This is a genomic window from Stenotrophomonas sp. Bg11-02 (assembly GCF_002836635.1).
GTDB classification, from domain to species: Bacteria; Pseudomonadota; Gammaproteobacteria; order Xanthomonadales; family Xanthomonadaceae; genus Stenotrophomonas; species Stenotrophomonas lacuserhaii.
Genome location: NZ_PJAY01000069.1, coordinates 1 through 23,484, shown reverse-complemented (window position 1 = coordinate 23,484; position 23,484 = coordinate 1). Strand labels below are relative to the sequence as shown.

Annotated in this window: 22 protein-coding genes; 15 read left to right on the top strand and 7 right to left on the bottom strand. The window is 67.5% G+C overall.

The features are described from left to right. Positions 1–19: 19 nt before the first annotated feature. From CXG43_RS16645 to CXG43_RS16630, 4 genes are all read right to left on the bottom strand, one after another. Positions 20–1,369, bottom strand: coding sequence for a sorbosone dehydrogenase family protein (locus tag CXG43_RS16645; RefSeq protein ID WP_101101005.1), 1,350 nt, complete (start codon positions 1,367–1,369; stop codon positions 20–22). Then, positions 1,366–1,782: a DUF2231 domain-containing protein gene (locus CXG43_RS16640; RefSeq protein ID WP_101101003.1), complete on the bottom strand. Its 417-nt coding sequence runs from the start codon at positions 1,780–1,782 to the stop codon at positions 1,366–1,368. Before CXG43_RS16640 ends, CXG43_RS16645 begins: the two co-directional genes overlap by 4 nt. Positions 1,783–1,892: 110 nt before the next feature. Then, positions 1,893–2,321 carry a response regulator gene (locus tag CXG43_RS16635; protein ID WP_223181677.1) on the bottom strand — a complete coding sequence of 143 codons (429 nt, stop codon included), beginning with the start codon at positions 2,319–2,321 and terminating at the stop codon, positions 1,893–1,895. Between the two features lie 56 nt (positions 2,322–2,377). Next, a complete protein-coding gene (locus CXG43_RS16630; protein ID WP_101100999.1) occupies positions 2,378–2,710 on the bottom strand; it encodes a hypothetical protein in 333 nt (110 codons plus the stop codon). Positions 2,711–2,794: 84 nt separating this feature from the next. Here CXG43_RS16630 and CXG43_RS19320 point away from each other — a divergent pair, with 84 nt between their 5' ends. Next, positions 2,795–3,082, top strand: a complete 288-nt coding sequence (locus CXG43_RS19320) for a DUF378 domain-containing protein (RefSeq protein WP_198551484.1) — start codon at positions 2,795–2,797, stop codon at positions 3,080–3,082. A 50-nt stretch (positions 3,083–3,132) separates the two neighbouring features. Here the strand turns inward: CXG43_RS19320 and glgX are convergent, their stop codons facing one another. After that, positions 3,133–5,262 (bottom strand): glycogen debranching protein GlgX, encoded by a 2,130-nt coding sequence (glgX, locus tag CXG43_RS16620; protein ID WP_101100997.1) that lies wholly within the window; start codon positions 5,260–5,262, stop codon positions 3,133–3,135. A 200-nt stretch (positions 5,263–5,462) separates the two neighbouring features. Between glgX and CXG43_RS16615 the strand changes: the two genes are divergently transcribed. Then, a complete protein-coding gene (locus CXG43_RS16615) occupies positions 5,463–5,873 on the top strand; it encodes a DUF350 domain-containing protein (protein ID WP_042612938.1) in 411 nt (136 codons plus the stop codon). A gap of 12 nt (positions 5,874–5,885) precedes the next feature. Here CXG43_RS16615 and CXG43_RS16610 read toward each other — a convergent pair whose 3' ends face one another. After that, positions 5,886–6,962: a phosphatidylinositol-specific phospholipase C1-like protein gene (locus tag CXG43_RS16610; RefSeq protein ID WP_198551485.1), complete on the bottom strand. Its 1,077-nt coding sequence runs from the start codon at positions 6,960–6,962 to the stop codon at positions 5,886–5,888. A 187-nt stretch (positions 6,963–7,149) separates the two neighbouring features. Between CXG43_RS16610 and CXG43_RS16605 the strand changes: the two genes are divergently transcribed. Together CXG43_RS16605 and CXG43_RS16600 are read left to right on the top strand one after the other, a co-directional pair. Next, positions 7,150–8,430, top strand: a complete 1,281-nt coding sequence (locus tag CXG43_RS16605; protein ID WP_101100993.1) for a putative DNA modification/repair radical SAM protein — start codon at positions 7,150–7,152, stop codon at positions 8,428–8,430. A 1-nt stretch (position 8,431) separates the two neighbouring features. Further along, positions 8,432–9,892, top strand: a complete 1,461-nt coding sequence (locus CXG43_RS16600) for a UdgX family uracil-DNA binding protein (protein ID WP_101100991.1) — start codon at positions 8,432–8,434, stop codon at positions 9,890–9,892. Here the strand turns inward: CXG43_RS16600 and xth are convergent. Beyond that, positions 9,861–10,673: an exodeoxyribonuclease III gene (xth, locus tag CXG43_RS16595; protein WP_101100989.1), complete on the bottom strand. Its 813-nt coding sequence runs from the start codon at positions 10,671–10,673 to the stop codon at positions 9,861–9,863. The two genes, CXG43_RS16600 and xth, sit on opposite strands and share 32 nt — an antisense overlap. A gap of 90 nt (positions 10,674–10,763) precedes the next feature. On the opposite strand from xth, the gene CXG43_RS16590 reads away from it, so the two are divergent. From CXG43_RS16590 to CXG43_RS16540, 11 genes are all read left to right on the top strand, one after another. Further along, positions 10,764–11,189 carry a YqaA family protein gene (locus CXG43_RS16590; protein WP_101100987.1) on the top strand — a complete coding sequence of 142 codons (426 nt, stop codon included), beginning with the start codon at positions 10,764–10,766 and terminating at the stop codon, positions 11,187–11,189. 145 nt (positions 11,190–11,334) lie between these two features. Next, positions 11,335–11,922 (top strand): biliverdin-producing heme oxygenase, encoded by a 588-nt coding sequence (locus tag CXG43_RS16585; RefSeq protein ID WP_101100985.1) that lies wholly within the window; start codon positions 11,335–11,337, stop codon positions 11,920–11,922. Then, positions 11,919–14,150: an ATP-binding protein gene (locus tag CXG43_RS16580; protein ID WP_101100983.1), complete on the top strand. Its 2,232-nt coding sequence runs from the start codon at positions 11,919–11,921 to the stop codon at positions 14,148–14,150. Before CXG43_RS16585 ends, CXG43_RS16580 begins: the two co-directional genes overlap by 4 nt. Beyond that, a complete protein-coding gene (locus CXG43_RS16575) occupies positions 14,147–14,620 on the top strand; it encodes a response regulator (protein ID WP_101100981.1) in 474 nt (157 codons plus the stop codon). Before CXG43_RS16580 ends, CXG43_RS16575 begins: the two co-directional genes overlap by 4 nt. Then, the gene (locus tag CXG43_RS16570) at positions 14,613–17,012 is read left to right on the top strand and encodes a PAS domain-containing protein (RefSeq protein WP_101100979.1); all 2,400 of its coding nucleotides are present in this window, start codon (positions 14,613–14,615) and stop codon (positions 17,010–17,012) included. Before CXG43_RS16575 ends, CXG43_RS16570 begins: the two co-directional genes overlap by 8 nt. A 104-nt stretch (positions 17,013–17,116) precedes the next feature. Continuing rightward, positions 17,117–17,722, top strand: coding sequence for a M23 family metallopeptidase (locus tag CXG43_RS16565; protein ID WP_101100977.1), 606 nt, complete (start codon positions 17,117–17,119; stop codon positions 17,720–17,722). Positions 17,723–17,876: 154 nt separating this feature from the next. After that, positions 17,877–18,521, top strand: a complete 645-nt coding sequence (paoA, locus tag CXG43_RS16560; protein ID WP_101100975.1) for an aldehyde dehydrogenase iron-sulfur subunit PaoA — start codon at positions 17,877–17,879, stop codon at positions 18,519–18,521. Next, a complete protein-coding gene (locus CXG43_RS16555) occupies positions 18,518–19,468 on the top strand; it encodes a xanthine dehydrogenase family protein subunit M (protein WP_101100973.1) in 951 nt (316 codons plus the stop codon). Before paoA ends, CXG43_RS16555 begins: the two co-directional genes overlap by 4 nt. A 3-nt stretch (positions 19,469–19,471) precedes the next feature. Continuing rightward, entirely contained in the window at positions 19,472–21,670 is a 2,199-nt protein-coding gene (gene paoC, locus CXG43_RS16550) for an aldehyde oxidoreductase molybdenum-binding subunit PaoC (protein ID WP_101100971.1), read from the top strand. Continuing rightward, positions 21,667–22,668 (top strand): XdhC/CoxI family protein, encoded by a 1,002-nt coding sequence (locus CXG43_RS16545; protein ID WP_101100969.1) that lies wholly within the window; start codon positions 21,667–21,669, stop codon positions 22,666–22,668. Before paoC ends, CXG43_RS16545 begins: the two co-directional genes overlap by 4 nt. Further along, complete coding sequence (locus CXG43_RS16540) at positions 22,665–23,270, top strand: nucleotidyltransferase family protein (RefSeq protein ID WP_101100967.1); 606 nt, start codon at positions 22,665–22,667, stop codon at positions 23,268–23,270. The genes CXG43_RS16545 and CXG43_RS16540 overlap by 4 nt, the downstream gene beginning before the upstream one ends. The last annotated feature ends 214 nt before the right edge of the window (positions 23,271–23,484 follow it).

Genomic DNA, 23,484 nt, shown 5'->3' with positions numbered 1-23,484 from the left:
CGGCGCGGACGTAGCCGGCTTACGGGGTAACCGGAGCCGGCGGTGACGCCGCCGGTGCAGCCGGGGCGGCGACCGTATCCGGCGTCACCCGCCAGATCGTGTTGGCCAGGTCATCGGCAACGATCAACGCACCGCGCGGATCCACGGTCACGCCCACCGGGCGGCCACGGGTCAGCCCGTCTTCGCCGTGGAAGCCGGAGACGAAGTCGATCGGTTCACCGGCCGGGCGGCCGTCACGGAACGGCACGAAGACCACCTTGTAGCCCACGGGCGGATTGCGGTTCCAGCTGCCGTGCTCGCCGACGAACACGCCATCGGCGAACTTGGCGCCCATGGTCGGGCCGGAGAACGAGACACCCAGCGCGGCCACGTGCGAGCCCAGCGCGTAATCCGGCGCGATGGCACTGGCCACTTTCGCCGGATCCTGCGGCATCACCCGCTCATCCACATTCTTGCCCCAATAGCTGTACGGCCAGCCGTAGAACGCGCCCTCTTTCACCGAGGTCAGGTAGTCGGGCACCAGGTTCGGCCCGATCTCATCGCGTTCGTTGACGACCGCCCACAGCGCGCCGGTACCCGGCTGGATCGCCAGCGCGGTGGGATTGCGCAGGCCGGTGGCGAAGGTCTTGTGGGCGCCGGTCGCAGCGTCGATCTGCCACACCACCGCGCGGTCCACTTCGGCAGCCATGCCGCGTTCGGTGATGTTGCTGTTGGAGCCGATGCCCACGTACAGATGGCGGCCATCGGCGCTCGCGGTGAGTGACTTGGTCCAGTGGTGGTTGATCGCCGAAGGCAGCTCGGTGACCGTCACCGGCGCCGCACTGGCGCGGGTCTGCCCTTCGACATAGTCGAACCGTACCAGCGCATCCTGGTTGGCGACATACAGTACGTTGCCGATCATCGCCAGGCCATACGGGGCATTGAGCTTGTCGGCGAAGACGGTCTTCATTTCATACACACCGTCCCCATCGGCATCGCGCAGCAGCGTCAGGCGGTTGCCACTCTTCACCGCCGTGTTGCCCTTGGCCTTGATCTTGCCGGCGATGACATCCTTCGGCTTCAGCTTCGGTGCGTTGCCGCCCCGCCCTTCCGCCACCAGGATGTCACCGTTGGGCAGCACCAGGGTCTGGCGCGGAATGCCCAGGTCGGTAGCGATGGCCGAAATACGGTAACCGGCCGGCACGGTCGGGACGCTGTCGCCCCACGCGGTCGGCTTGGCGATGGTCATGTCCGGCATCAGGTCGCGCTTGGGCGCGGGCATCTCCGGGGTGGCACCGTACTGGTCCACCTGCGGGGCCTTGTTGCTGCAGGCGGCGAGCGCGGCAGCCAGCACCGAAACCGAGAGAATCGTGATCACCTGGCGGCTCATCGGACACCTCCCACGCGCAGGGTGGACAGGCCGATCCAGGTCGCCACCAGCGCCAACAGCGTACCTACCAGCGACATCACCAGGCCGGCCGGCATTACTGCCCAAGCATCACGCGCATGGTGCAGCGAATTGAAGAAGCCCAGCACCCAGGTCACCGCCAGCACCACCACGTAAGCCAGTCCGTGACGATGCCGGGCCAGGCCGACGACGCCGCACAGCAGGGCGAGCGTGGTCATCACCATGGCGCCGATCAGCAGCCAAGCAGCAAAATTGCTCCACTGGATCTCATGACTGCTCCAGTAGGCATAATCCGCCAGCAGCGTTCCGAGGAAAAGCGGAAGCACGCCACCGAGCACGGCGGCATGCACGGGATGTATCGCCCGCACGGGATGAAGGAAGGGGCTGGACGCCATGGCTGTGTGCTCCTGGAAGACGATGAAAGACGGCCGACAGGTTGCCATCGCCGCCTGCTAGAGCGTGTGACGCCGCACGGCTGCCTACGCTTCTCCCACTGCCTTGTAACTCATGAAGCGCTTCGCAGACTCTCAGCGAGGTAACCCTTCAGTTCGTCCAGTTCATAAGGCTTGCCCAGGAACGGCACGTCACGGTGCGCCACCGGCACTACCCCGCGGTAAACCGCGGACAGGAAGAAGAACGGAATTCCGCGCGCCTTCAAGCGATCGGCGACGGAGAACACCAGCCCGTCACGAAGCTCGACATCGAGTACGGCCGCATCAAACGCTTCTTCGTCGAGCGAATGCAGCGCATCTGACAAGGAATAGGCCTGCTCGACCTGGTATCCCTCCCCCACCAGGATGGTCTGCAGCAGCGTGGACAGCTCAAGCTCGTCTTCGACCACCAGGATCCTGGGTGCTGCGCCGTTCTCGGTGCGGGTGCGGGTGTCGGGGCGGTTCATGGCATCGGCAACACATCTCATGCGCACAGTGTCCATCAGCCCTCTGTGCGGCGGTGTGATGGACGCGCAAGGAATTCTTCACGGTGGCGCGCTCAAGCGACTTCGGCAACCGGCCCTGGCGCTGCCATCGCGGTGCCCGTGTGGGAGGCGGAGAATCGCGCCAGCTCACGGTTGGATACTGCCTGGCTGGCCGAGCATCCCGGGCAGGTCAACACGCGCGCACCGGTGACCGTCGCCATGCCATGGCCATCGCGTGCCGAGAAAGCGCGGTCGCAGCGCTGGCAGCAGGCATCGATGCGGTACAGGTGGACGATCCGCAGCGAGGTCGGCTCCTGCAGGCAGGAGACATCACGGATATCGAACGACCCGGTATTGGGTCGCACGAAGCTGCCCCAGCTCTTGCGCCAATAGGAAGTGGGGACCATGCGGAGTGTCTGCCAGGACGAAAGGATGGAAAGAGCATAGGCAGCCCGGCGTGCAGTGCGGGTGCAGGCCCGGGTTGAGGGAGCGTGAAGCGCGCGATCACGGTGCTCGCACGGAACGCGCGCCACCATGCGGACATCAACGAGTCAACCAGGGGCAATGCAGTGCGAGCGTTCAACATCGCGACGATGATCATGGTGCTGTTCGGTGCCATCTGCCTGGGCCTGCAGGGCCAGTTCCAGATCGACCTGATCGGGCTCGCCTGCGGCATTGACAGTCCGTGGCCGCGTGCGGTCTACGCATTGATCGGGCTTTCCGGACTGTGGCAGGCGATCTGGCTGGCCACGCACAAGCCCACCGCGCAACTGGTGTGATCGCCCCCTGCGGCAAGGGGGCGTTGCACGCCCCCCGGCCCGTCCTGCCGTCAACTACGGCATTCGAACACGGTGACGCTGCGCGGCGGGGCAAGGAATTCGGTTGAGCCCTTGGGCACCGACTGGCGATCCAGCGCTTCATCGGTGGACACCATCAGCTTCCAGTGCAGCGGCGTCTGCTCGTCATCGGGCAGCTTGAAGGACACCCCTTCGTGCCATGCATTGATGAGGATCAACAGGGTGGCATCGTTGGCATGCTCGCGCACCCCGGAATGCTGCGCCTTGCCTTCCAGCACCAGGCCCACCGATCGCGCGCCGGCATCGCTCCAGTCAGCCTCCTGCATCTCCGCCCCGCTCGGATTGAGCCAGGTCAGGTCCTTGACCCCGGCTTCTTCGCTGTAGCGCCCGTTGAGGTAGCGGCCACGGGTCAGGATCGGGTAGCGGCGGCGCAGTGCCGTCAGTTCGCGCACGAACTCCGCCAGCCGTCCTTCGCTTGGGTCCCGCTGCCAGTCGATCCAGGCGGTTTCGTTGTCCTGGCAATACGTATTGTTGTTGCCGCCTTGGGTCTGCGCACGTTCATCGCCGGCCAGCAGCATCGGCGTGCCCTGCGCCAGCAGCAGCGTGGCCAGCAGGTTCTTCATCTGCCGCTCGCGCAGTGCGTTGATCGCCGCGTCATCGGTCTCGCCTTCAGCGCCGTGATTGCATGAACCATCATGGTTGGACCCGTCCTGGTTGTCTTCGCCGTTGGCACTGTTGTGCTTTTCGTTGTAGCTGACCAGGTCATGCAGGGTGAACCCATCGTGGGCGGTGATGAAGTTGACCGATGACCACGGGCGACGACCACGGCGATCGAACAGGTCCGCCGATCCGGTGAAGCGCGTGGCGAACTCGGCCAGCATGCCCTCGTCACCCTTCCAGAAGCTTCGCGCGTTGTCGCGGAATTTGTCATTCCATTCCGCCCATCCCGGCGGGAAACGCCCGACCTGGTAGCCGCCCGGCCCGCAATCCCACGGTTCGGCGATCAGCTTGACCTGCGACAGCACCGGATCCTGTCCGCAGGCGTCCAGGAACCCGCCGCGCTGGTCGAACCCACTCGGTTCCCGGCCCAGGATGGTCGCCAGGTCGAAGCGGAAGCCATCAACGTGCATGTCCTGTGCCCAGTAGCGCAGCGAATCGGTGACGAACCGCATCGCCTGCATGTTGCTCAGGTTGAACGTGTTGCCGGTGCCGGTGTCGTTGATGTAATAGCGCTTGTCGTCGGCAAGCCGGTAGTAGGTTGCGTTGTCGATGCCCTTGAAGGACAGCGTCGGGCCCAGCTGGTTGCCTTCGGCGGTGTGGTTGTACACCACGTCCAGCACCACTTCCAGGCCCTTGCGGTGCATCGCCTTGACCATGTCACGGAACTCGTCGCGGTGTCCGCTGGCCAGGTAGCGGCTCTTCAGCGCGAAGAAGGCCAGCGTGTTGTAGCCCCAGTAATTGCGCAGGCCTTTCTCCAGCAGGTGGCTGTCATCCAGGTAGGCCTGTACCGGCAGCAGTTCCACCGCGGTGACCCCCAGCCCCTTGATGTAATCCAGCACCGCGTCGTGTGCCAGGCCGGCACAGGTGCCCCGCGCTGCTTCGGCGACGTCGGGATGGCGCATCGTGTAGCCGCGCACATGCGTTTCGTAGACCAGGGTCTGGTTCCAGGCGGTCAACAGGCGCTGGTCATCTTCCCAGTCATAGTCGTCGTGCACCACCACGGCCTTGGGCATGAACGGTGCACTGTCGCGCTCGTCGAAACTGAGATCCGCATCGGGGTGGCCGATGGTGTAGCCATACAGCTCATCGCTCCAGGTGAGGTCGCCTTCGATCTCCCGCGCATACGGATCAAGCAGCAGCTTGTGGTGGTTGAATCGATGGCCTTCGGCAGGCGCGTACGGGCCATGCACGCGATAGCCGTAACGCTGGCCCGGCTTTACGTCTGGCAGGTAGCCGTGCCAGACCTCGTTGGTGTACTCGGGGAGCTCGATCCGTTCTTCGTTGCCGGCGTCGTCGAACAGGCACAGATCGACCCGGGTGGCGTGCGCGCTGAACAGCGCGAAGTTGGTGCCCTTGCCGTCAAACGTGGCGCCCTGGGGGAACGGTCGGCCTTCACGGACGCGCGAGGGGGTGGCATAACGGGCGTGTACGGTATCGCGCATGGTCTGCTCGCTGGGCAGGCGGCGGAAGTGCGGCCTGGGACGCGCAAGAGTCTGCTGCGGCCCGTGCAGGCGATGTCATGGGCGGGCCGGCAGCGCATCGACGCCCTGCGCGCACGCTGCGTCGGCGATCACGATCGCGCGCATTCCTTGCAACGATGCAGTAGCGTGGGCCCCTGCCCCGACATGCTCCAAGGACTGCCATGAACTATGTCATCACTGGTCAATCGTTCCTCGCCTTCGCCGCCTTCATGGGGATCGGCCTGCTGATCCTGCTGCTGGCCATCACGTTGGTCGCGCTGATCACCCCGCACAAGGAAATCACCTTGATCCGGCAGGGCAACAAGGCGGCTGGCATCGGCATGGCCGGTGCCCTCGTCGGCCTGGCGCTGCCGATCAATTCGGTGATCAGCCACTCGGTGTCGCTGGTGGATGCCGCGATCTGGGCGGCCATCGCTGCGGTGATGCAGATGCTGGCCTTCGGTATCTCGCGCGCCATCATCACCCGTCGCGGACCGGACCAGATCGACGCTGGCAACGAAAGCGCCGGCTGGTTTTCGGCAGGCGTGGCAATTGCCGTAGGCTTGGTGAACTCTGCCGCGATGGTGCCCTGAACCGGTTGCTGTTCAAGGCAGGGCTTCAAGATCGGCCATGCCGCAGTGGTCCCCGCGCACCGGATTACAAGTCACCGCTGCCCCCTGCGGCAGCGGAACCTGGTAACCCGTGCCGAAGCGCGGATCGGGCCAGAGATAATCCGTCGATACATACTGCGCCCCGCTGGTCAGTGCCGCCTCGCGCCGCCGGGTATCCCCGGTACGCGCCTCACGGGTTTCCGCATCGGCACGGGTGCGCACGATGAAACCCTGTTTCACCGCGCGGCGGATCTGGCCCGCCTGGCCGATCGGGTCGTTGAGCGTCATGTAGGCAGCGGCCGGTGAATCGGCATCGGTGTTGACGAACAACACCCTGCCCTGCAATGAACGGCGATCGCCCCGATACAGCGCCACCTTTTCCGGACCTTCGTCCAGCGCGAACAGGAAGCGTCCACGGGCCTGCTCCAGCGCCGGCCAGTTTCCCGCCAGCACCGCCTCGCGCAGCGTCGGGTAGCCGGCCTGCACGTCATCGGGCACGATCAGTTTCTCCGGCCCGAGCACCGTGCGGATCTCCGCATCCAGCGCGTCGAACGCGGCCACATCGAAGCGCAGCGCATCGATACCACCCAGCCGGGCGTTCTGGTCATCCTTGGCGTTGACCAGCAGGAGGATCGGCGCGTGCCGGGGATGCGCATCGGACCACGCGCGCAGCTGCCGCAGGCACTGCAGCAGTCTGGTGCAGCTGCTGGCATTGTCCAGGCCGGGCATGTGCAGCACCTTGAAGCCCGGCCGCTGCAGGTCCGGGTCGGCCGATCCGGCCGCGTAATGGCCGCCCTGCGGATCGAAATTGACGTCCAGCTCGATCTGGCGCGCCCCGTGCTGCAGCTGCTCGACCAAAGGACGGTGGGCGTAGTCCAGCGCCTGGGCCATGCCCGGCTGCTGGATTGCCAGTGCCTGCAGACGGGCTTGTGGCATCGGTAGCTTGTAACTGTTGTGGGTGCCGACGGCAAGCACATCGTTGATGCGCAGCACCGGAGGCGCGGCGGAGGCGCCGGCGGCCAGCGCCAGCAACAACAGCAAGGTGGAACGGCGCCTGCGGGAGAATGCCACGTGCAACGACCTGTCAGCTTCGAGGCCCCGCAGTCTGCCGGCGGCCGCATACACACAGATGACAGTTGGCACCTGTTAGTATTCCTGCTAACGGAGCTGAAAGCGCTGCGGATCGTCGACTGAAGCCTTCAGATTGCCCTTGCTGTCCGTCTCACAGCCTGAGACGCGCCCTCCCTAGCGTGGCCCCATGGAAACCCTGCGCAAACTCGAAATCCTCGCCGACGCGGCAAAGTATGATGCCTCGTGCGCCTCCAGCGGGGCCGGCAAGCGCGACTCGAAAAAGTCCGGTGGCATCGGCAGCACCGAAGGGTCCGGCATCTGCCACAGCTATACCCCGGACGGACGCTGCGTCTCCCTGCTGAAGATCCTGCTCACCAACTTCTGCATCTACGACTGCGCCTACTGCGTGAACCGCGTATCGAGCAACGTGCCGCGCGCCCGCTTCCGCGTGGCCGAGGTCGTCGCGCTGACGTTGGACTTCTACAAGCGCAATTACATCGAGGGGTTGTTCCTGTCCAGCGGGATCATCCGCAGCGCCGACTACACGATGGAACACATGGTGGAAGTGGCACGCCAACTGCGCGAAGAACACCGCTACGCCGGCTACATCCACCTCAAGACCATCCCCGAGGCCTCGCCGGAACTGCTGGCGGCAGCGGGAAAGTACGCCGACCGCCTGTCGATCAACGTCGAGCTGCCGACCGAAGCCGGCCTTGCCGCGTTCGCGCCGGAGAAGACCATGCCCACCATCCGCGGCGCGATGGGTGAGCTGCGCTGGCGCATCGAGGAGTCCAAGGAGGAGCGCGCTCGTCCTTCCGTGGTGGCCACCCCGCACCGCAGCGCACAGAAGCGCGCGCCGAAGTTCGCGCCTGCCGGTCAGAGCACCCAGATGATCGTCGGTGCCGACGGTGCCAGCGACCGCGACATCCTGACCACCTCCGACCAGCTGTACGGCAATTACCACATGCGTCGGGTCTACTATTCCGCCTTCAGTCCGATTCCCGATGCCAGCAAGGCACTGCCGCTGCAGCCCCCGCCGCTGCAGCGCGAGCACCGTCTGTACCAGGCCGACTGGCTGCTGCGCTTCTATGGTTACGGTATCGAAGAGATCACCGACACTACCCAGGACGGCATGCTGGACCTGGACATCGACCCGAAGATGGCCTGGGCGCTGCGCCATCCCGAGCAGTTCCCGGTGGACCTCAACCTGGCACCGAAGGAACTGCTCCTGCGGGTGCCGGGACTGGGCGTACGCAACGTCAAGCGCGTGCTGATGGCGCGCCGCCACGGCCGCCTGCGGGTGGCCGACGTGGCGCGGCTGCGCGCGCCGATGCGCAAGCTGCTGCCGTTCGTGCAGCTGCTGGACCACCATCCGCACCGTCGGCTGGATGATCCGGCCAGCCTGCGCGCCAGCCTGGCGCCCCCGCCGCGGCAGGGTTCGTTGTTCGGCGAAAGCCTTGCCAGCTGAGATGCAGCGCTGGTCGGCACGGATCGATCCGCCGTGGTCACTGGATGGCTGGCGGGCGGCCGCGCGCCTGGGGCTTGCTGCAGCGGTGGCACCTGAACAGATCGACTGGCTGGAGGGCACCGAGGCCTCGCTGCTGGATACGCCGGCGCTGGCGGGCGCGGCAACGTCGGGCGCCGGCGGCGGCGCACCCGGCCCACGCGTGTCCAAGGCCTTCCTGGAACTGGCGGCCAGCGTGTTGTGCCATCGCGATCCGCAGCGCCTGCCGCTGCTGTACCGCTTGCTGTGGCGGATAGCCCACGGCCAGCGCGAGGTGCTGTCCAACCCCGCCGATGCCGATGTGCTGCGCGCCAATGCGCTGGCGCAGGCGGTACGCCGCGATTCGCACAAGATGAAGGCCTTCGTGCGTTTCCGCCAGGTGCCCGGCGAGGACGATGCGTTCATCGCCTGGTTCGAACCGGACCACCATATCGTGGACCGGGTCGCGCCATTTTTCGCGCGCCGCTTCGCCGGCATGCGCTGGGCCATCCTGACACCCTCGCGCAGTGCGTACTGGGATGGCAGCCAACTGAGCGACGGCCCCGGTGCGCAGCGCAGCGACGCCCCTGCCGATGATTCACGCGAGGAGCTGTGGCGCACCTACTACGCCAGCATCTTCAACCCGGCGCGGTTGAATGAGCGGATGATGCGCCAGGAGATGCCGGTGAAATACTGGAAGCACCTGCCCGAAGCCACGTTGCTGCCGCGGTTGGTGCGCGATGCCGGTACGCGCGTGGAGGAAATGCATGCGCGCCAAGCATCGGCGCCGCAGCGCCGGATTCCCGGGGCACCGTTGCTGCCGTCGGCAGCCGCCGCACGCGCCGCCGAGGCCCTTCCCGATTCACTCACCGCGCAGCGACACCGCGCCGCCGCCTGCCGGCGCTGCGCACTGTGGGAACCGGCCACCCAGACCGTGTTTGGCGAAGGACCGGCCGATGCGCGGGTGATGCTGATCGGTGAGCAGCCCGGAGACCGAGAGGACCTCAGCGGCCGACCGTTCGTGGGGCCGGCCGGCCAGTTGCTGGATCGCGTGCTCGCCGAGGCCGGCATTGATCGGACCACGCTCTACCTGACCAACGCGGTGAAGCACTTCCGCTTCCAGCGCCGTGGCAAAGTCCGCGTGCACCAGCGCCCCGACCGCGAGCACGTGCAGGCCTGCCGTTCCTGGCTGGCAGGTGAGATCGAACAGGTGCGTCCGGATACGGTGGTGTGCCTGGGCGCGACGGCCGCCTCGGCGCTGCTCGGCGCCGCGTTCCGTTTCAGCGAAGGGCGTGGCCAGTGGCACACCCTGCATGACGGCACCCCGGCGCTGGTCACCGTGCATCCGTCCTGGGTGCTGCGCCAGGGCGAGGGGGCAGCGCGCGAGGCCGCCCATGCGCTGCTGCTGGCCGATATCAGGAAGCTCGGCGGACCGCCGGCAGTTTGATCCTGGCCCAGGTGGGCGCATGGTCACTGGCCTTCTCCTGCAGGCGCACCCAACGGTCCACGCCGGCTTCGACCAGTCCCGGCGCCAGCACCGGATTCAGCAGCAGGTGGTCGATGCGCAGGCCGCGGTCGCGTTGCGCGTGCTGGCGGAAATAGTCCCAGAAGGTATATACCCGCTGCTCACCGGAACAGGACCGCAGTGCATCGGTCCAGCCCTGCGCCAGGAGCTTCTGGTAGGCCTCGCGCACCGCCGGCTGGATCAGCGCATCCTTCTTCCACGCGGCGGCGTCGTACACATCCTCATCGGTGGGAATGACGTTGAAATCACCGAGCATGGCCACCGGATGCTCCAGCTTCACCAGGGTGCGGGCATGCCGCGTGAGCCGCTGCATCCACGCCAGCTTGTAATCATATTTCGGCCCCGGCTGCGGATTACCGTTGGGCAGGTAAAGCGCGGCCACCACGATGCCGTGCACCGCCGCCTCGATATAGCGCGCCTGGGTATCCGCTGGTGCGCCGGGAAGGCCGCGGCGACTCTCCACCGGGACGCTGCCGCGGGCCAGCAGGGCAACGCCGTTCCACGACGCCTGGCCCTGCCATATCGCCCCGTAGCCCGCGCCTTCGATGGCGGCGATCGGGAACCCGCTGTCGGTCGCCTTCAGTTCCTGCAGGGCGACGATATCCGGCTGTTCCTGCTCCAGCCACGCCAGCAGGTGCGGCAGACGGCTGTTGATGCCGTTGACGTTGAAGGTCGCGATCGTCAGCGTGCGCGAACGGGGCATGCGGCACCTCGGTTGCTGCGGATGGACCGGCACAGGATGGCGCGGGCAGGCTGAAAGCCGCGCGAGGACACCGCCGCCGTAGAATGAAGCATGCTTTCCCTGTCCGGCCTGTTCCTCGCCGCCCTCATCGCCGCCACCCTCCTGCCCGCCCAGTCCGAGGCGGTGCTGGTGGCCCTGCTGCTGGACGGCGGCGATCCGGTCCTGCTGGTCGCGGTGGCGACCGCCGGCAACGTGCTGGGATCGCTGGTCAACTGGTGGCTCGGCCTGCAGGTGCAGCGGTTCCAGGGGCGTCGCTGGTTCCCGGTATCGCCAGCACGGCTGCAACGCGCGCAGGCCTGGTATCGACGTTACGGGCGCTGGTCGCTGCTGCTGTCGTGGGCTCCGGTGATCGGCGACCCGATCACCCTGGCGGCCGGCGTGATGCGCGAGCCGCTGCGGGTGTTCCTGCCGCTGGTATTCATCGCCAAGGCCATGCGCTACATCGTGCTCGCTTTGGTGACCCTGGGGCTGATGTAGACCGGTAGCGCCGATGCATGGTCGGCGAGCGCAGCGGGCCCTTGGTGCATCACCGGAACGGATGAAATTCCGTTGACACGAGGCCATCGGGCGGTCTGATATTCTGCAGCGCCTCCCCCATCGTGCATCCTGCCCGTCGTCGTCGATGCCAGTACCTGACCCGGCCCTGCCGCCTACCCGTGCCGAGCGCCTGAAACGCGCCACCCATGAAACGCACGAGCGGCTGGACCAGCGCATCATGGCCCAACGCATCTTCGAAAGCCGCGAACGCTTCGCCGCCTTCCTGCGCGTGCAGCACCGCCTGCACCAGCACGTGGACAGTCTCTACGCCGCACCGGCATTGCAACCGCTACTGCCCGACCTGCCTGCCCGGCGCCGGCTGGAAGGGATCAGCCGCGACCTGTCCGACCTGCAGTCACCGCTGCCTGCGCCGGTCCCCGTACTGCCCGCCACCCTGCCCCTGCCCACCGTGCTGGGCTGGTTGTACGTGGCCGAGGGATCCGCGTTGGGCGGTGCGGTGATCTACAGGCTGGCTGCCCCGCTGGGCGTGGACCGGGCCTTCGGCGCACGCCATCTTGCTCCTCCTGCCGGGGGCGTTGCGGCCCATTGGCGCCGCTTCACCACTGCCTTGAATGCCATCGCGCTGCCCGCGGCGGACGAACGGCACGTCGAGGACGGCGCACGCGCTGCCTTCGCTGCCGTGGGCAGGTTCGTAACCGAGGAGTTCCCATGAACGACGCCCCTGATGTCGACCTGGATCTATCCAGCTGCGCGCGTGAACCGATCCATACGCCCGGGGCCATCCAGCCATACGGGGTGTTGCTGGTGGTGGACCCGCTGTCGATGCGGGTACAGGAACGCGCCGTAAGCCAGGCGCAGGTGCTGGAGGACTTCGGTGATCCGCTGGACCAGCATCTGGACCGGGTGCTCGGCGGCGCGCTGGTGCCCTATCGACGACACCTGGACCTGCTGGCACCGGAATCCACGGTGTTCCTCGGCTCGGTCCAGCTGGGGCGGTCCGGTCGCCACCATGCGCTGGCGCACCGCAGCGAAACCCATTTCATCATCGAACTGGAAGAGCCGGTCGACGGCGAACCCGGCTCCCTGGAAGACCTGTACCCCCACATACGCCGCTTCATGGGCGAGGTCGAGGTGGCTCCGGACATCGCTTCGCTGTGCGAGATCGGTGCGCGCCACGTGCGCGACCTGGCCGGTTTCGACCGCACGCTGATCTACCAGTTCGACAAGGACTGGAACGGCGCGGTGGTGGCCGAGGATCGCAATGACCGGCTGCCGTCCTACATGGACCTGCGCTTCCCCGAATCGGATATCCCGGCGCAGGCACGTGAACTGTATCGCCGCAACCGCGTGCGGCTGATCGCCGACAACGACTACCGGCCGGTGCCGCTGCTGCGCAGTGCAGGCCTGGCCGGCGCCGCCCCCACCGACCTCAGCCTGGCGGTCCTGCGCAGCGTTTCGCCCGTGCACCTGCAGTACATGCGCAACATGGGAACCGGCGCCTCGCTGTCGGTGTCGCTGCTGGCAGAAGGCCGTCTGTGGGGACTGGTGTCCTGCCACAACCAGTTGCCGCGCCGCGTGCCCTACCACGTGCGCACCGCGTGTGAGTTCATCGGACAGATCCTGTCGCTGCAGATCGCCTTGAAGGAGCGCGCATTGGCGGTGGAGGAGCGCATCGCGCGGCGCGCCATCCAGGTCCGCCTGCTCGGGCGGATGGCCGGCGACGAAGATTTCATGGCAGCGCTGGGTCGCGACCAGAAAAGCCTGCTGGACCTCACCGGCGCCACCGGCGCGGCAATCGTCCACCGCGGCCAGTGCGTGCTGCTGGGGCAGACCCCGGGCCAGACCGACGTCAACGCGCTGGTGGACTGGCTGACCCGCCATCACCCCGCCGAGGACGTGTTCCACACCGATGCCCTGCCCGCGATCTGGCCGGAAGCGGCGGCCTTCGCCGACCTCGCCAGCGGCGTCATGGCCATTTCGATCTCGCAGCTGCACGACAGTTTCGTGCTGTGGTTCCGCGCCGAAGTCATGCGCACGGTGCGCTGGGGCGGCGAGCCCCGCAAGGCCGCCGTCGACGGCAGGCTCTCGCCGCGGCTGTCCTTCGAGGCATGGAAGGAAACGGTGCGCGAGCAGTCCACGCCCTGGCAGGACGTGGACCGCGACGCAGCGATCGAGCTGCGCACGGCCATCGTGGACATCGTGCTGCGCAAGGCCGAGGAAATGGCCGAGCTCAATGAACAGCTGCTGCGCAGCAACAAGGAGCTGGAGGCGTTTTCCTATTCGGTCAGCCACGACCTGCGCGCGCCTTTCCGCCACATCGTCGGCTATTCCGAGCTGCTGGGCAGTTCGGCGGCGGACAAGCTGACCGACACCGAAAAACGCTTCCTGGCCACGATCGTGGAATCGGCCAAATCTGCCGGCACGCTCGTCGATGACCTGCTCAGTTTCTCGCAGATGGGCCGCTCCAGCATGGGCCTGGTGAGCGTGGATGTCGCCACGCTGGTGGAAGACGTGCGGCGCAACCTGGTGATGGAAACCGGCGGGCGCAGCATCACCTGGTCCATCGCACCATTGCCGCGGGTCGAGGCCGATTCCAGCATGCTGCGGCTGGTATGGCAGAACCTGCTGGGCAATGCGATCAAGTTCACCCGTGACAGCGCCGAGCCGACCATCGAAATCGGCCACGAAGACAACGGCAGCGAGCACCTCTTCCATGTCCGCGACAACGGCTGCGGGTTCGACATGCGCTATGTCGACAAGTTGTTCGGGGTCTTCCAGCGACTGCACCACGCCGACGAGTTCGAAGGCACCGGTATCGGGCTGGCCAACGTCCACCGCATCGTCAGCCGGCACGGCGGCCGCACCTGGGCCGAAGGCGAGCCGGGCGTCGGCGCTACGTTCCATTTCACCTTACCGTATTCCCAACGAGGTACTGCATGAGGGACCTGCGACCGATCCTGCTCGTGGAAGACAATCCGAAAGACGCCGAGCTGACCCTCGATGCGCTGGCGCGCTGCCAGTTGCTCAACCAGGTCACCCATGTGCGCGACGGGGTCGAGGCACTGCAGTACCTGCGCGGCGAAGGCGCCTGGAAGGACCTCAACCACGGGGGCCCCGTGGTCGTGCTGCTCGACCTGAAGCTGCCCAAGTTGAACGGCCTGGAAGTGCTGGCCGAGGTGCGCGGTGACCGCCACCTCAGCCGCACCCCGATCGTGATGCTGACGTCCTCGCGCGAAGAGCAGGACCTGGTGCGCAGCTACGAGCTGGGCGTCAATGCGTTCGTCGTCAAGCCGGTGGACTTCAAGGAATTCTTCGACGCCATCCAGGGTCTGGGCATGTTCTGGGGCATCACCAACAATCCGCCGCCGCATCCCATCCGCCCGCCAGGCCAAGGCCGCACGAATGACTGAAACACCCAGGGATGCGCCGATCCGCATCCTCATGCTCGAGGACAGCGCGCTCGACGCGGAACTGATCCAAGCGCAGCTGTCCCGCGCGCGCATGGCGTTCGTGATCCAGCGCGTGTGGACGCGGGAGGCGTTCCTCGCCGAGCTCGATGGTGATCGCCACGACGTGATCCTTGCCGACCACGTCCTGCCCGGCTTCGATGGCGACACCGCATTGACCCTGGCCAGCGAGCGGGTGCCGCAGCTGCCTTTCATCTTCGTCTCCGGCACCCTGACCGAAGAACTGGCCGTGCAGGCGCTGACCCGCGGCGCGCGCGACTACGTGGTCAAGCAGCGCCTGCAGCGCCTGCCCGATGCCATCCTGCGCGCCATCCGTGAAGCGGAAGCCAGGGAGAAGCTTCGCCGGGCCGAGGTGGAACTGAAACAGAGCCGCGACCGCCTGCAGTTGATCACCGATTCGATGCCCGCCCTGATCGCCCACCTGGGCCCGGACCATCGTTACCGGTTCGCCAACAATGCGTACCAGGCCTGGCATGGGCGGCCGCCAGCGGAGATGATCGGCCTGCAGATCAGTGACGTGGCCGGCCCGGGCATGTTCGACGCCGCCCTGCCCCACCTGCAGCAGGTGCTGCAGGGTCAACGGGTCAGCTTCGAGCTGGAGGTCCCGCGCGCCGACGGGAGTGCACGCCATGTGCTGCTCGACGGCGTCCCGGAGATCGCCGCCGATGGCCAGGTGGCCGGCTACTACACCCTGGCCCGCGACATCAGCGACCTCAAGCAGGCCGAGCTGTTGCTGCGTGATGCCAACGAATCGCTTGAACAGCAGGTCGAACAGCGCACCGCCGACCTGCGCCAGAGCGAAAGCCGGCTGCAGGCCGTGTTTGAATCCAGCTTCCAGCTGCAGGTGCTGATCAGCCCGGAGGGCCGCGTGCTGGATGCCAACCGGGCATCGCTGGCGGCGATCCTGGCAGAGAAAAGCGATGCCAGCGGCCGCCTGTTCTGGGACTCCGCCTGGTTTTCGGGCAGCCCGGATGCGGCCACCGCCGTACACGGCGCCGTGCAGGCCGCCGCCGCCGGCAACGAATCCAGGCAGGAACTGGAGCTGCAGCTGCCCACCGGCACCCGCTCGTTCGAGTTTTCCTTCCGCCCGCTGCTCGATCACCACCGGACGGTCACCGCGGTGGTCTCCGAAGCGGTGGAAACCACCGCACGGCGGCAGGCCGAAGAGGCGCTGCGGCAGAGCCAGAAGATCGAGGCGGTTGGCCAGCTGACCGGTGGCATCGCCCATGATTTCAACAACATCCTGACCGTGATCGCCGGCAACGTGGAGCATGCCAAGCTGCTGACCGATCGCCTCGGCGAGCAGGCAGGCCCCGTTTCGCGTCCGCTGGACAACGCACTGAAGGGGGTGCTGCGCGCGGCCAGCCTCACCCAGCGCCTGCTGGCCTTCGCACGCCGCCAGCCGCTGCTGAACCAGGCGGTCAACCTCAACGAGCAGGTGCAGGGCATGCAGGACATGCTGCAGCGTGCGCTCGGCGAACTGGTCAGGCTGGAGATCGCGACCGCGCCGGATGTGTGGTGCGTGGAGGTCGATCCGGGCCAGCTGGAAGCTTCCATCCTCAACCTGGCGGTGAACGCGCGCGATGCGATGCCCGACGGCGGTACGCTGGTGCTGGAGACGGGCACCAGCGTGCTGGATGAGGAGTTCGCCGAACAGAATCCGGGCGTCCCGCCCGGGCAGTACGCAGTGCTGCGGGTGCGCGATGATGGGCATGGCATGGACGCGGACACCATGGCCCGGGTGTTCGAACCGTTCTTCACCACCAAGGAAGTCGGTCGCGGAACCGGTCTCGGCCTGTCGATGGTGTATGGCTTCGTCAAGCAGTCCGGTGGCCACGTGCAGCTGGATTCCACGCCCGGCAGCGGCACGGTGATCACCATGCTGTTCCCGCGTTCCAGCCTGCCGCTGCCGGGCCCGCGGCTGGCCGAGGACAATGGCTATGCCGAGTACGAGGCACGGGATGAAATCATCCTGGTGGCCGAAGACAACGACGACGTGCGTGCCTATACCGTAGAAGCGCTGCGCCAGTTCGGCTACCGCGTCCTGGAAGCGCATGACGGGCCATCGGCGCTGCGCCTGCTGGATCGTCCCGATGTGGACGTGGACCTGCTGTTTTCGGACATCGTGATGCCCGGCATGACCGGCTGGGAGCTTGCCCGCCAGTCACGCCAGCGCAAGCCCACGCTGAGCATCCTGTTCACTTCGGGCTATCCGCGCGACCACCAGTCCAACAACCAGCTTGGCCGGAACATCGCGATCCTGCCCAAGCCGTTCACCCGCATCGACCTGGCACGGGCGGTGCGTGGCACCCTGGACGAAGAACGCGGCGGCTGACCGGCCCGCCCGGCGCGCGGCAGGTCCGATCTGCCCGTCGGCGGCCACGCACCGTTGATGCGGCCGCTGGCATGCTGGACCGTCCTCGATGACCGGCCTGCCCTTTGACTGATCCCGCCGCCGCACCTGCAGGGCCTTCGCCTGCGCGAAAACTCCGCCGCTGGCTGTTGCGCGTGGCCTGGATCGCCGTGTTGATCGTGGCCGCCGGTGCGCTCTGGAACAGTCGCTGGGCCGCGGTGCCACGCGCGATGTGGGAGATCTCGCGGATGCCCACGCCCACCGCCCTGCCGGTACCGGTCGAAGGCGTACGCGCGCGCCAGGTGGCCGACACCTTCGGTGCGCCACGCGGCGCCGATCGCACCCATGCCGGGGTGGACATCTTCGCCGCACGCGGCACCGCCGTGCGCAGCGCCACCCGCGGCATCGTGATGGACGTGCGCGAGGGCGGCCTGGGCGGGCGCCAGGTGTGGATCCAGGGGCCCGCGCGGGAACGCTATTACTACGCCCACCTGGATGGATGGCGGGACGGGCTGGCGCGCGGCGAGGTGGTCGATGCGGGCACACTGCTGGGTTACGTCGGGGACACCGGCAATGCGAAAGGCACGCCGCCGCACCTGCATTGGGGCATCTACGGCGCGCAGGGCGCCTACGATCCGCTGCCCCTGCTGAAGGCCTGGGCAGCACGCCCGCCATCTGAGTCGAGTCGCTGACCCCGCGCGCCTCTGCTCGTTTCTCCCTCCGGGTGTCGGTTCACCCCCTGACTACTTGGCTGCGGCCATGCTGGAGTCCTCGGCGCCCTGCCTGGATCGGAGCGCCGCGATCCCCTCAGCCATGCCTGCACCCGCCATAGAGGATCCGCCTTGCATGAATACCCCTCCCGAATTCGCGCTCAGCCGGCGCACCCTGCTCAAGCTCGGCGCGGGCTCGGCATCGGTGCTGGTCGCCCCTGCCGCCATGGCTGACGTGCCTGGAATCGGCACCCCCGCGCGCGCGCCGGTCACCGCCGAGGTGGCTTTCAAGGTCAATGGCCGAGCGCGCGCACTGAAGCTGGATACGCGTGTCACCCTGCTGGACGCGCTGCGCGAGCACCTGCACCTGACCGGCACCAAGAAAGGCTGTGACCACGGCCAGTGCGGCGCCTGCACGGTGATCGTCGACGGCCGTCGCATCAATGCCTGCCTGAGCCTGGCGGTGATGCACGAAGGTGCCGAGATCACCACCATCGAGGGCCTGGGATCACCCGATGACCTGCACCCGATGCAGGCCGCCTTCGTCAAGCATGATGGCTACCAGTGCGGCTATTGCACGCCCGGGCAGATCTGCTCGGCCGTTGCGGTACTGAAGGAAATCAAGGAAGGCATTCCCAGCCATGTCACCGCCGACCTGACCGCGCGCAGCGAGGCCAGCGCTGAAGAAATACGCGAGCGCATGAGTGGCAACCTGTGCCGCTGCGGTGCCTATTCCAACATCATCGAAGCCATCGAAGACGTCGGAGGCCAGCGCGCATGAGAGCCTTCACCTACGAACGCGCACGCACTCCGGCCGAAGCCGCCGCTGCGGCCGCCCGCACCCAGGGAGCCCGCTTCATCGCCGGCGGCACCAACCTGCTGGACCTGATGAAGCTGGAGATCGAGATCCCCAGCCATCTGATCGACGTCAACGGACTCAAGCTGGATACGATCGAGGCCACCGAGGACGGCGGCGTGCGCATTGGCGCGCTGGTGCGCAACACCGACCTGGCCGCCGACAGCCGGATCCGCCGCGACTATGCCCTGCTGACCCGTGCGCTGGTCGCAGGCGCGTCCGGACAGTTGCGTAACAAGGCAACCACCGCCGGCAACCTGCTGCAGCGCACCCGCTGCCCCTATTTCTACGATACCGCCCAGCCCTGCAACAAGCGCCTGCCCGGCAGCGGCTGCGCGGCCATTGGCGGCGTCAGCCGGCAGCTGGCGGTGATCGGCACCAGCCCATCGTGCATCGCCACCCATCCCAGCGACATGGCCGTGGCCATGATGCTGCTGGATGCAACGGTAGAGACCGTGCGCGCCGACGGCAGCACGCGCCGCATCGCACTGGATGATTTCTACCGCGCACCGGGAAAGACCCCGCACATCGAGACGGTGCTGGAGAAGGGGGAGCTGATCACCGCGGCCCTCCTGCCTGCCCCACTGGGCGGCACCCACATCTACCGCAAGGTGCGCGACCGCGCGTCCTACGCGTTCGCGCTGGTTTCGGTCGCCGCCGTGCTGCAGGCCGACTGCAGCGGCCGCGTGGCATTGGGTGGGGTGGCCTACAAGCCATGGCGCAGCGATGCCGCCGACGCGCTGTTACCGCAGGGCGCGCGTGCGGTGATCGGCAACCTGCTGCAGGGCGCCACGCCCAGTCCTGAAAACCAGTTCAAGGTACAGCTTGCCGAACGCACGCTGGCCTCGGTCCTGCTGCAGGCGAGGAGCTGATCCATGAAATTCGATACCCCCGCAGGCACCAATCCCATCGACCAGATGAAGGTGGTCGGCAAGCCGCTGGATCGCATCGACGGCCCGCAGAAGACCACCGGACATGCCCGTTATGCGTATGAGTGGCACGACGTCGCCGCATCGCCCGCCTATGGCTACGTGGTCGGCGCCGGCATCGCCAAGGGACGGGTCAGCGCGATGGACCTCGACGCCGCACGTGCCTCGCCCGGCGTGCTCGCCATCGTCACCGCCGACAACGCCGGCCCCCTGCACAAGGGCGACCGAAATACCGCCCCGTTGCTGGGTGGCCCGCAGGTCGACCACTACCACCAGGCACTGGCACTGGTGGTGGCCGAAACCTTCGAGCAGGCGCGCGCCGCCGCGGACCTGGTCCGGATCCGCTATGCCCCGAGCAAGGGGGTGTTCGACCTTGACGCTGCGAAAAAGGCCGGAAACAAGCTGCAGGACACCGATCCCGATGCACGCGTGGGCAACTTCGAGAAAGCCTACGGCGATGCACCGGTGACGCTGGACGCCACGTACCACACGCCTGACCAGTCGCACGCGATGATGGAACCGCACGCCTCGCTGGCGGCCTGGGAGGGTGACCAGCTGACCGTGTGGACCTCCAACCAGATGATCGCCTGGGGAAAGAAAGACCTGGCCACCACGCTCGGCCTGCCGGAGGACAAGGTGCGGCTGGTGTCGCCGTTCATCGGCGGTGGCTTCGGCGGCAAGTTGTTCATCCGTTCCGACGTGGTACTGGCCGCTTTGGGCGCGCGTGCGGCCAAGCGTCCGGTCAAGCTGGCGCTGCAGCGCCCGCTGATCGCCAACAACACCACCCACCGGCCTGCCACTGTGCAGCGTATCCGGCTGGGTGCCACGGCCGAAGGCACGCTCACCGCGATCGGACATGAGTCGTGGTCGGGCAACCTTGCCGGCGGTTCGCCGGAAGAGGCGGTACAGCAGACCAAGCTGTTGTATGCCGGCGCCAATCGACTGGCCGGCCTGCGCCTGCACACGATGGACCTGCCGGAAGGCAACGCCATGCGCGCACCGGGGGAGGCACCGGGGCTGATGGCGCTGGAAATCGCCATGGACGAAATGGCCGAGAAGCTCAAGCTGGACCCGGTCGAATTCCGGATCCGCAACGATACCCACGTGGACCCGTCCAATCCCGAACGGCCGTTCTCGCAGCGGCAGCTGGTGCAGTGCCTGCAGCAGGGCGCGCAGCGCTTCGGCTGGGACAAGCGGTCCGCCGCGCCAGCCCAGCGCCGCGATGGCCGCTGGCTGGTCGGCATGGGCGTGGCCGCCGGCTTCCGCAACAACCTGGTGATGAAGTCCGGCGCGCGGGTGCGGCTGGACGGCCAGGGCCATGTCACCGTGGAAACCGACATGACCGACATCGGTACCGGCAGCTACACCATCCTCGGCCAGACCGCTGCGGAAATGCTCGGCGTCAGCCTGGACCAGGTCACGGTGAAGCTGGGGGATTCCAGCTTCCCGGCCTCGGCCGGCTCGGGCGGCCAGTGGGGCGCCAACAGTGCCACCGCCGGCGTGTTCGCGGCCTGCACCAAGCTGCGCGCGGCCATTGCCGGCAAGCTCGGCTACGACGCGGACAGCGCCACTTTCGCCGACGGCAAGGTCCGCGATGGCAACCGCTCGGCGGCGCTGGGCAAGGCCGCCGCCGATGGTGACCTGGTGGTCGAAGACAGCATCGAGTTCGCCAGCCTGGAAGAGAAGTACCAGCAGTCCACCTTCGCTGCCCATTTCGTGGAAGTCGGCGTGGACGTGGCCACCGGCGAAAGCCGCATCCGCCGCATGCTCGCCGTCTGCGCCGCCGGCCGCATCCTCAATCCGAAGACCGCGCGCAGCCAGGTGATCGGTGCGATGACGATGGGCATCGGCGCGGCGCTGTCCGAAGAGCTTGCCGTGGATACCCGCCTGGGCTTCTTCGTCAACCACGATCTGGCCGGCTATGAAGTGCCGGTGCATGCCGATGTCCCACACCAGGAGGTCGTGTTCCTGGACGAAGCCGATGCGATCTCTTCGCCCATGAAGGCAAAGGGCGTGGGTGAGCTGGGCCTGTGCGGTGTCAGCGCCGCGGTGGCCAACGCAATCTACAACGCGACCGGCGTGCGCGTGCGCAGCTACCCGATCACGCTGGACAAGCTGCTCGGTGGACTTCCGGACATCGCATGACCCGGCTGCCTGCTATCCCGATAGTGGACGTGCCCGACGCCGGGATGGCCCGGGTGGTGGAGGCCGCGGCCGCTGCCTGCACCGCTGGCCAGCCGGTGACGCTGGCGGTGGTGCTGGAGACCGAAGGCTCGACCTACGCGCGGGCCGGCACCCTGGTGCTGTTCGGTGAACACACGCACGTCGGTTGGCTCAGCGGGGGCTGCCTGGAGCCGGAGATCGAGCGCATGGCACGGGAGTGCGCCACGAGCGGTCGCATCGGCTGGATGGAGATCGATACCCGCGACGATTCCGCGTTGTTCTCCGGCAACGCGGTGGGCTGCCGCGGCTGCCAGCGCCTGCTGCTGTTGCCGTTGTCCGCGCTGCCTGGGGTCGCCGCGGTGCTGCAGGGATGGTTGCGCGGCGAGGGTCCGATGCGGCTCGATGTGGACGCCGGCGGCGGCGTGCGCATCGGCTGTGCAGAGGTCGCGGTGGATCAGCGCCTTCCCTCCGATTGCTGTGGTTTCGATGCGCCGCAGGGACTGTGGTCGCTGCGCTGGATGCCGCCACCGCGCACCCTGATGCTCGGCGCCGGCCCCGAGGTGGCGGCGCTGTGGCCAACGCTGCGGCGCCTCGGCTGGCAGGTCCGGGTAGCGGACCCGCGCGCAACGTGGCGCTCGCGCAGCCCGGTCGAGGTGGAGCCACTGGCTGCCTCGACCGCGCTGGCCAATACCCCCGCCGTGCCCGATGTCGTGCTGGTGATGCATCACAATTTCGAACTCGACCTGCAGGCGCTGGAGGCGCTGGCACCCTGCCCCGTGCCGTTCATCGGCCTGCTGGGCCCGACCCGGCGCCGCGATGACCTGTTCTCGTTGCTGCCTGATGCCGCCCGGCACGCGTTGCAGCCACGCCTGCATGCGCCGGTTGGGCTGGACCTGGGGGGGCGCGGCCCCGACGCCATCGCACTGAGCATTGCCGCCCAGCTGCAATCGTGGCGCCATGATGTCTTGGCGCCCGCGTGAGTGAGCGCGGTGGGCATGCGGTGGTGCTGCTCGCCGCCGGCAGCAGCACGCGGCTGGGCCAGCCCAAGCAGCTGCTGCGCCGCGACGGCGAAACCCTGTTGCACCGTGCGGCACGTATCGCGCTGGAGACCGGCCCGGAGGTCCTCGTCGTTGTGCTGGGCAGCGATTCGTCTGCGTACCAGGCCGCGCTCCAGGACCTGCGGTACGAGATGGTGATCAACGAAAACGCCGCCAGCGGCATGGCCGGCAGCCTGCAGGCTGCTGCATCGCACGTGGCCGGCCATGCGCAGGTGCTGGTGCTGATGTCGGACCAGCCGGCGCTTTCGAGCGCGCACCTGCAGTGCCTGCTGGAGGGTGCACGCCGGTCACGCTCCGGCTGCGCGGCTACCCGCCTGCAGGGGCTGGCCGGCGTGCCTGCGGTGGTGCCCGGTGACTGGTTCAACGCGTTGCCGCAAGGCGCGTCGAATGTGGGCTTCCGTGCCCGCCTGCGCGCGCTCGCCGACGATGCGCTGCTGCTGTTGCCGGCAGGCGGGATGGAACTGGACATCGACACCCCGCAGGACCTGGCGCATGCGCGCGCCTTGGGACTGCTGGACCCCTGATCCCCAACCCGTTCTGCGTCGGCGATGACGGGCGGGGCCGGACGCTGGGGCTGTGCGGGGGACGGCAAAAGCCGCTCCTGCGGGCCTCGTTTCGCGCCATCCATGGCACTCAACGCCCCCGCCCAGCCCCACCGCCCGACCCCCTGACAGGTTCCGGGCGCCCCCACCCCCCTATCGACAACACCACCCCATACTCCCGTCCCCCGGCCGCCCA

Bases quoted from the DNA above. Each gene is read 5' to 3' on its own strand.
- CXG43_RS16645 (WP_101101005.1), bottom strand. From the start codon at position 1,369: ATGAGCCGCCAGGTGATCACGATTCTCTCGGTTTCGGTGCTGGCTGCC.
- CXG43_RS16640 (WP_101101003.1), bottom strand. From the start codon at position 1,782: ATGGCGTCCAGCCCCTTCCTTCATCCCGTGCGGGCGATACATCCCGTG.
- CXG43_RS16635 (WP_223181677.1), bottom strand. From the start codon at position 2,321: ATGGACACTGTGCGCATGAGATGTGTTGCCGATGCCATGAACCGCCCC.
- CXG43_RS16630 (WP_101100999.1), bottom strand. From the start codon at position 2,710: ATGGTCCCCACTTCCTATTGGCGCAAGAGCTGGGGCAGCTTCGTGCGA.
- glgX (WP_101100997.1), bottom strand. From the start codon at position 5,262: ATGCGCGATACCGTACACGCCCGTTATGCCACCCCCTCGCGCGTCCGT.
- CXG43_RS16615 (WP_042612938.1), top strand. From the start codon at position 5,463: ATGAACTATGTCATCACTGGTCAATCGTTCCTCGCCTTCGCCGCCTTC.
- CXG43_RS16605 (WP_101100993.1), top strand. From the start codon at position 7,150: ATGGAAACCCTGCGCAAACTCGAAATCCTCGCCGACGCGGCAAAGTAT.
- CXG43_RS16600 (WP_101100991.1), top strand. From the start codon at position 8,432: ATGCAGCGCTGGTCGGCACGGATCGATCCGCCGTGGTCACTGGATGGC.
- xth (WP_101100989.1), bottom strand. From the start codon at position 10,673: ATGCCCCGTTCGCGCACGCTGACGATCGCGACCTTCAACGTCAACGGC.
- CXG43_RS16590 (WP_101100987.1), top strand. From the start codon at position 10,764: ATGCTTTCCCTGTCCGGCCTGTTCCTCGCCGCCCTCATCGCCGCCACC.
- CXG43_RS16585 (WP_101100985.1), top strand. From the start codon at position 11,335: ATGCCAGTACCTGACCCGGCCCTGCCGCCTACCCGTGCCGAGCGCCTG.
- CXG43_RS16580 (WP_101100983.1), top strand. From the start codon at position 11,919: ATGAACGACGCCCCTGATGTCGACCTGGATCTATCCAGCTGCGCGCGT.
- CXG43_RS16575 (WP_101100981.1), top strand. From the start codon at position 14,147: ATGAGGGACCTGCGACCGATCCTGCTCGTGGAAGACAATCCGAAAGAC.
- CXG43_RS16570 (WP_101100979.1), top strand. From the start codon at position 14,613: ATGACTGAAACACCCAGGGATGCGCCGATCCGCATCCTCATGCTCGAG.
- paoA (WP_101100975.1), top strand. From the start codon at position 17,877: ATGAATACCCCTCCCGAATTCGCGCTCAGCCGGCGCACCCTGCTCAAG.
- CXG43_RS16555 (WP_101100973.1), top strand. From the start codon at position 18,518: ATGAGAGCCTTCACCTACGAACGCGCACGCACTCCGGCCGAAGCCGCC.
- paoC (WP_101100971.1), top strand. From the start codon at position 19,472: ATGAAATTCGATACCCCCGCAGGCACCAATCCCATCGACCAGATGAAG.
- CXG43_RS16545 (WP_101100969.1), top strand. From the start codon at position 21,667: ATGACCCGGCTGCCTGCTATCCCGATAGTGGACGTGCCCGACGCCGGG.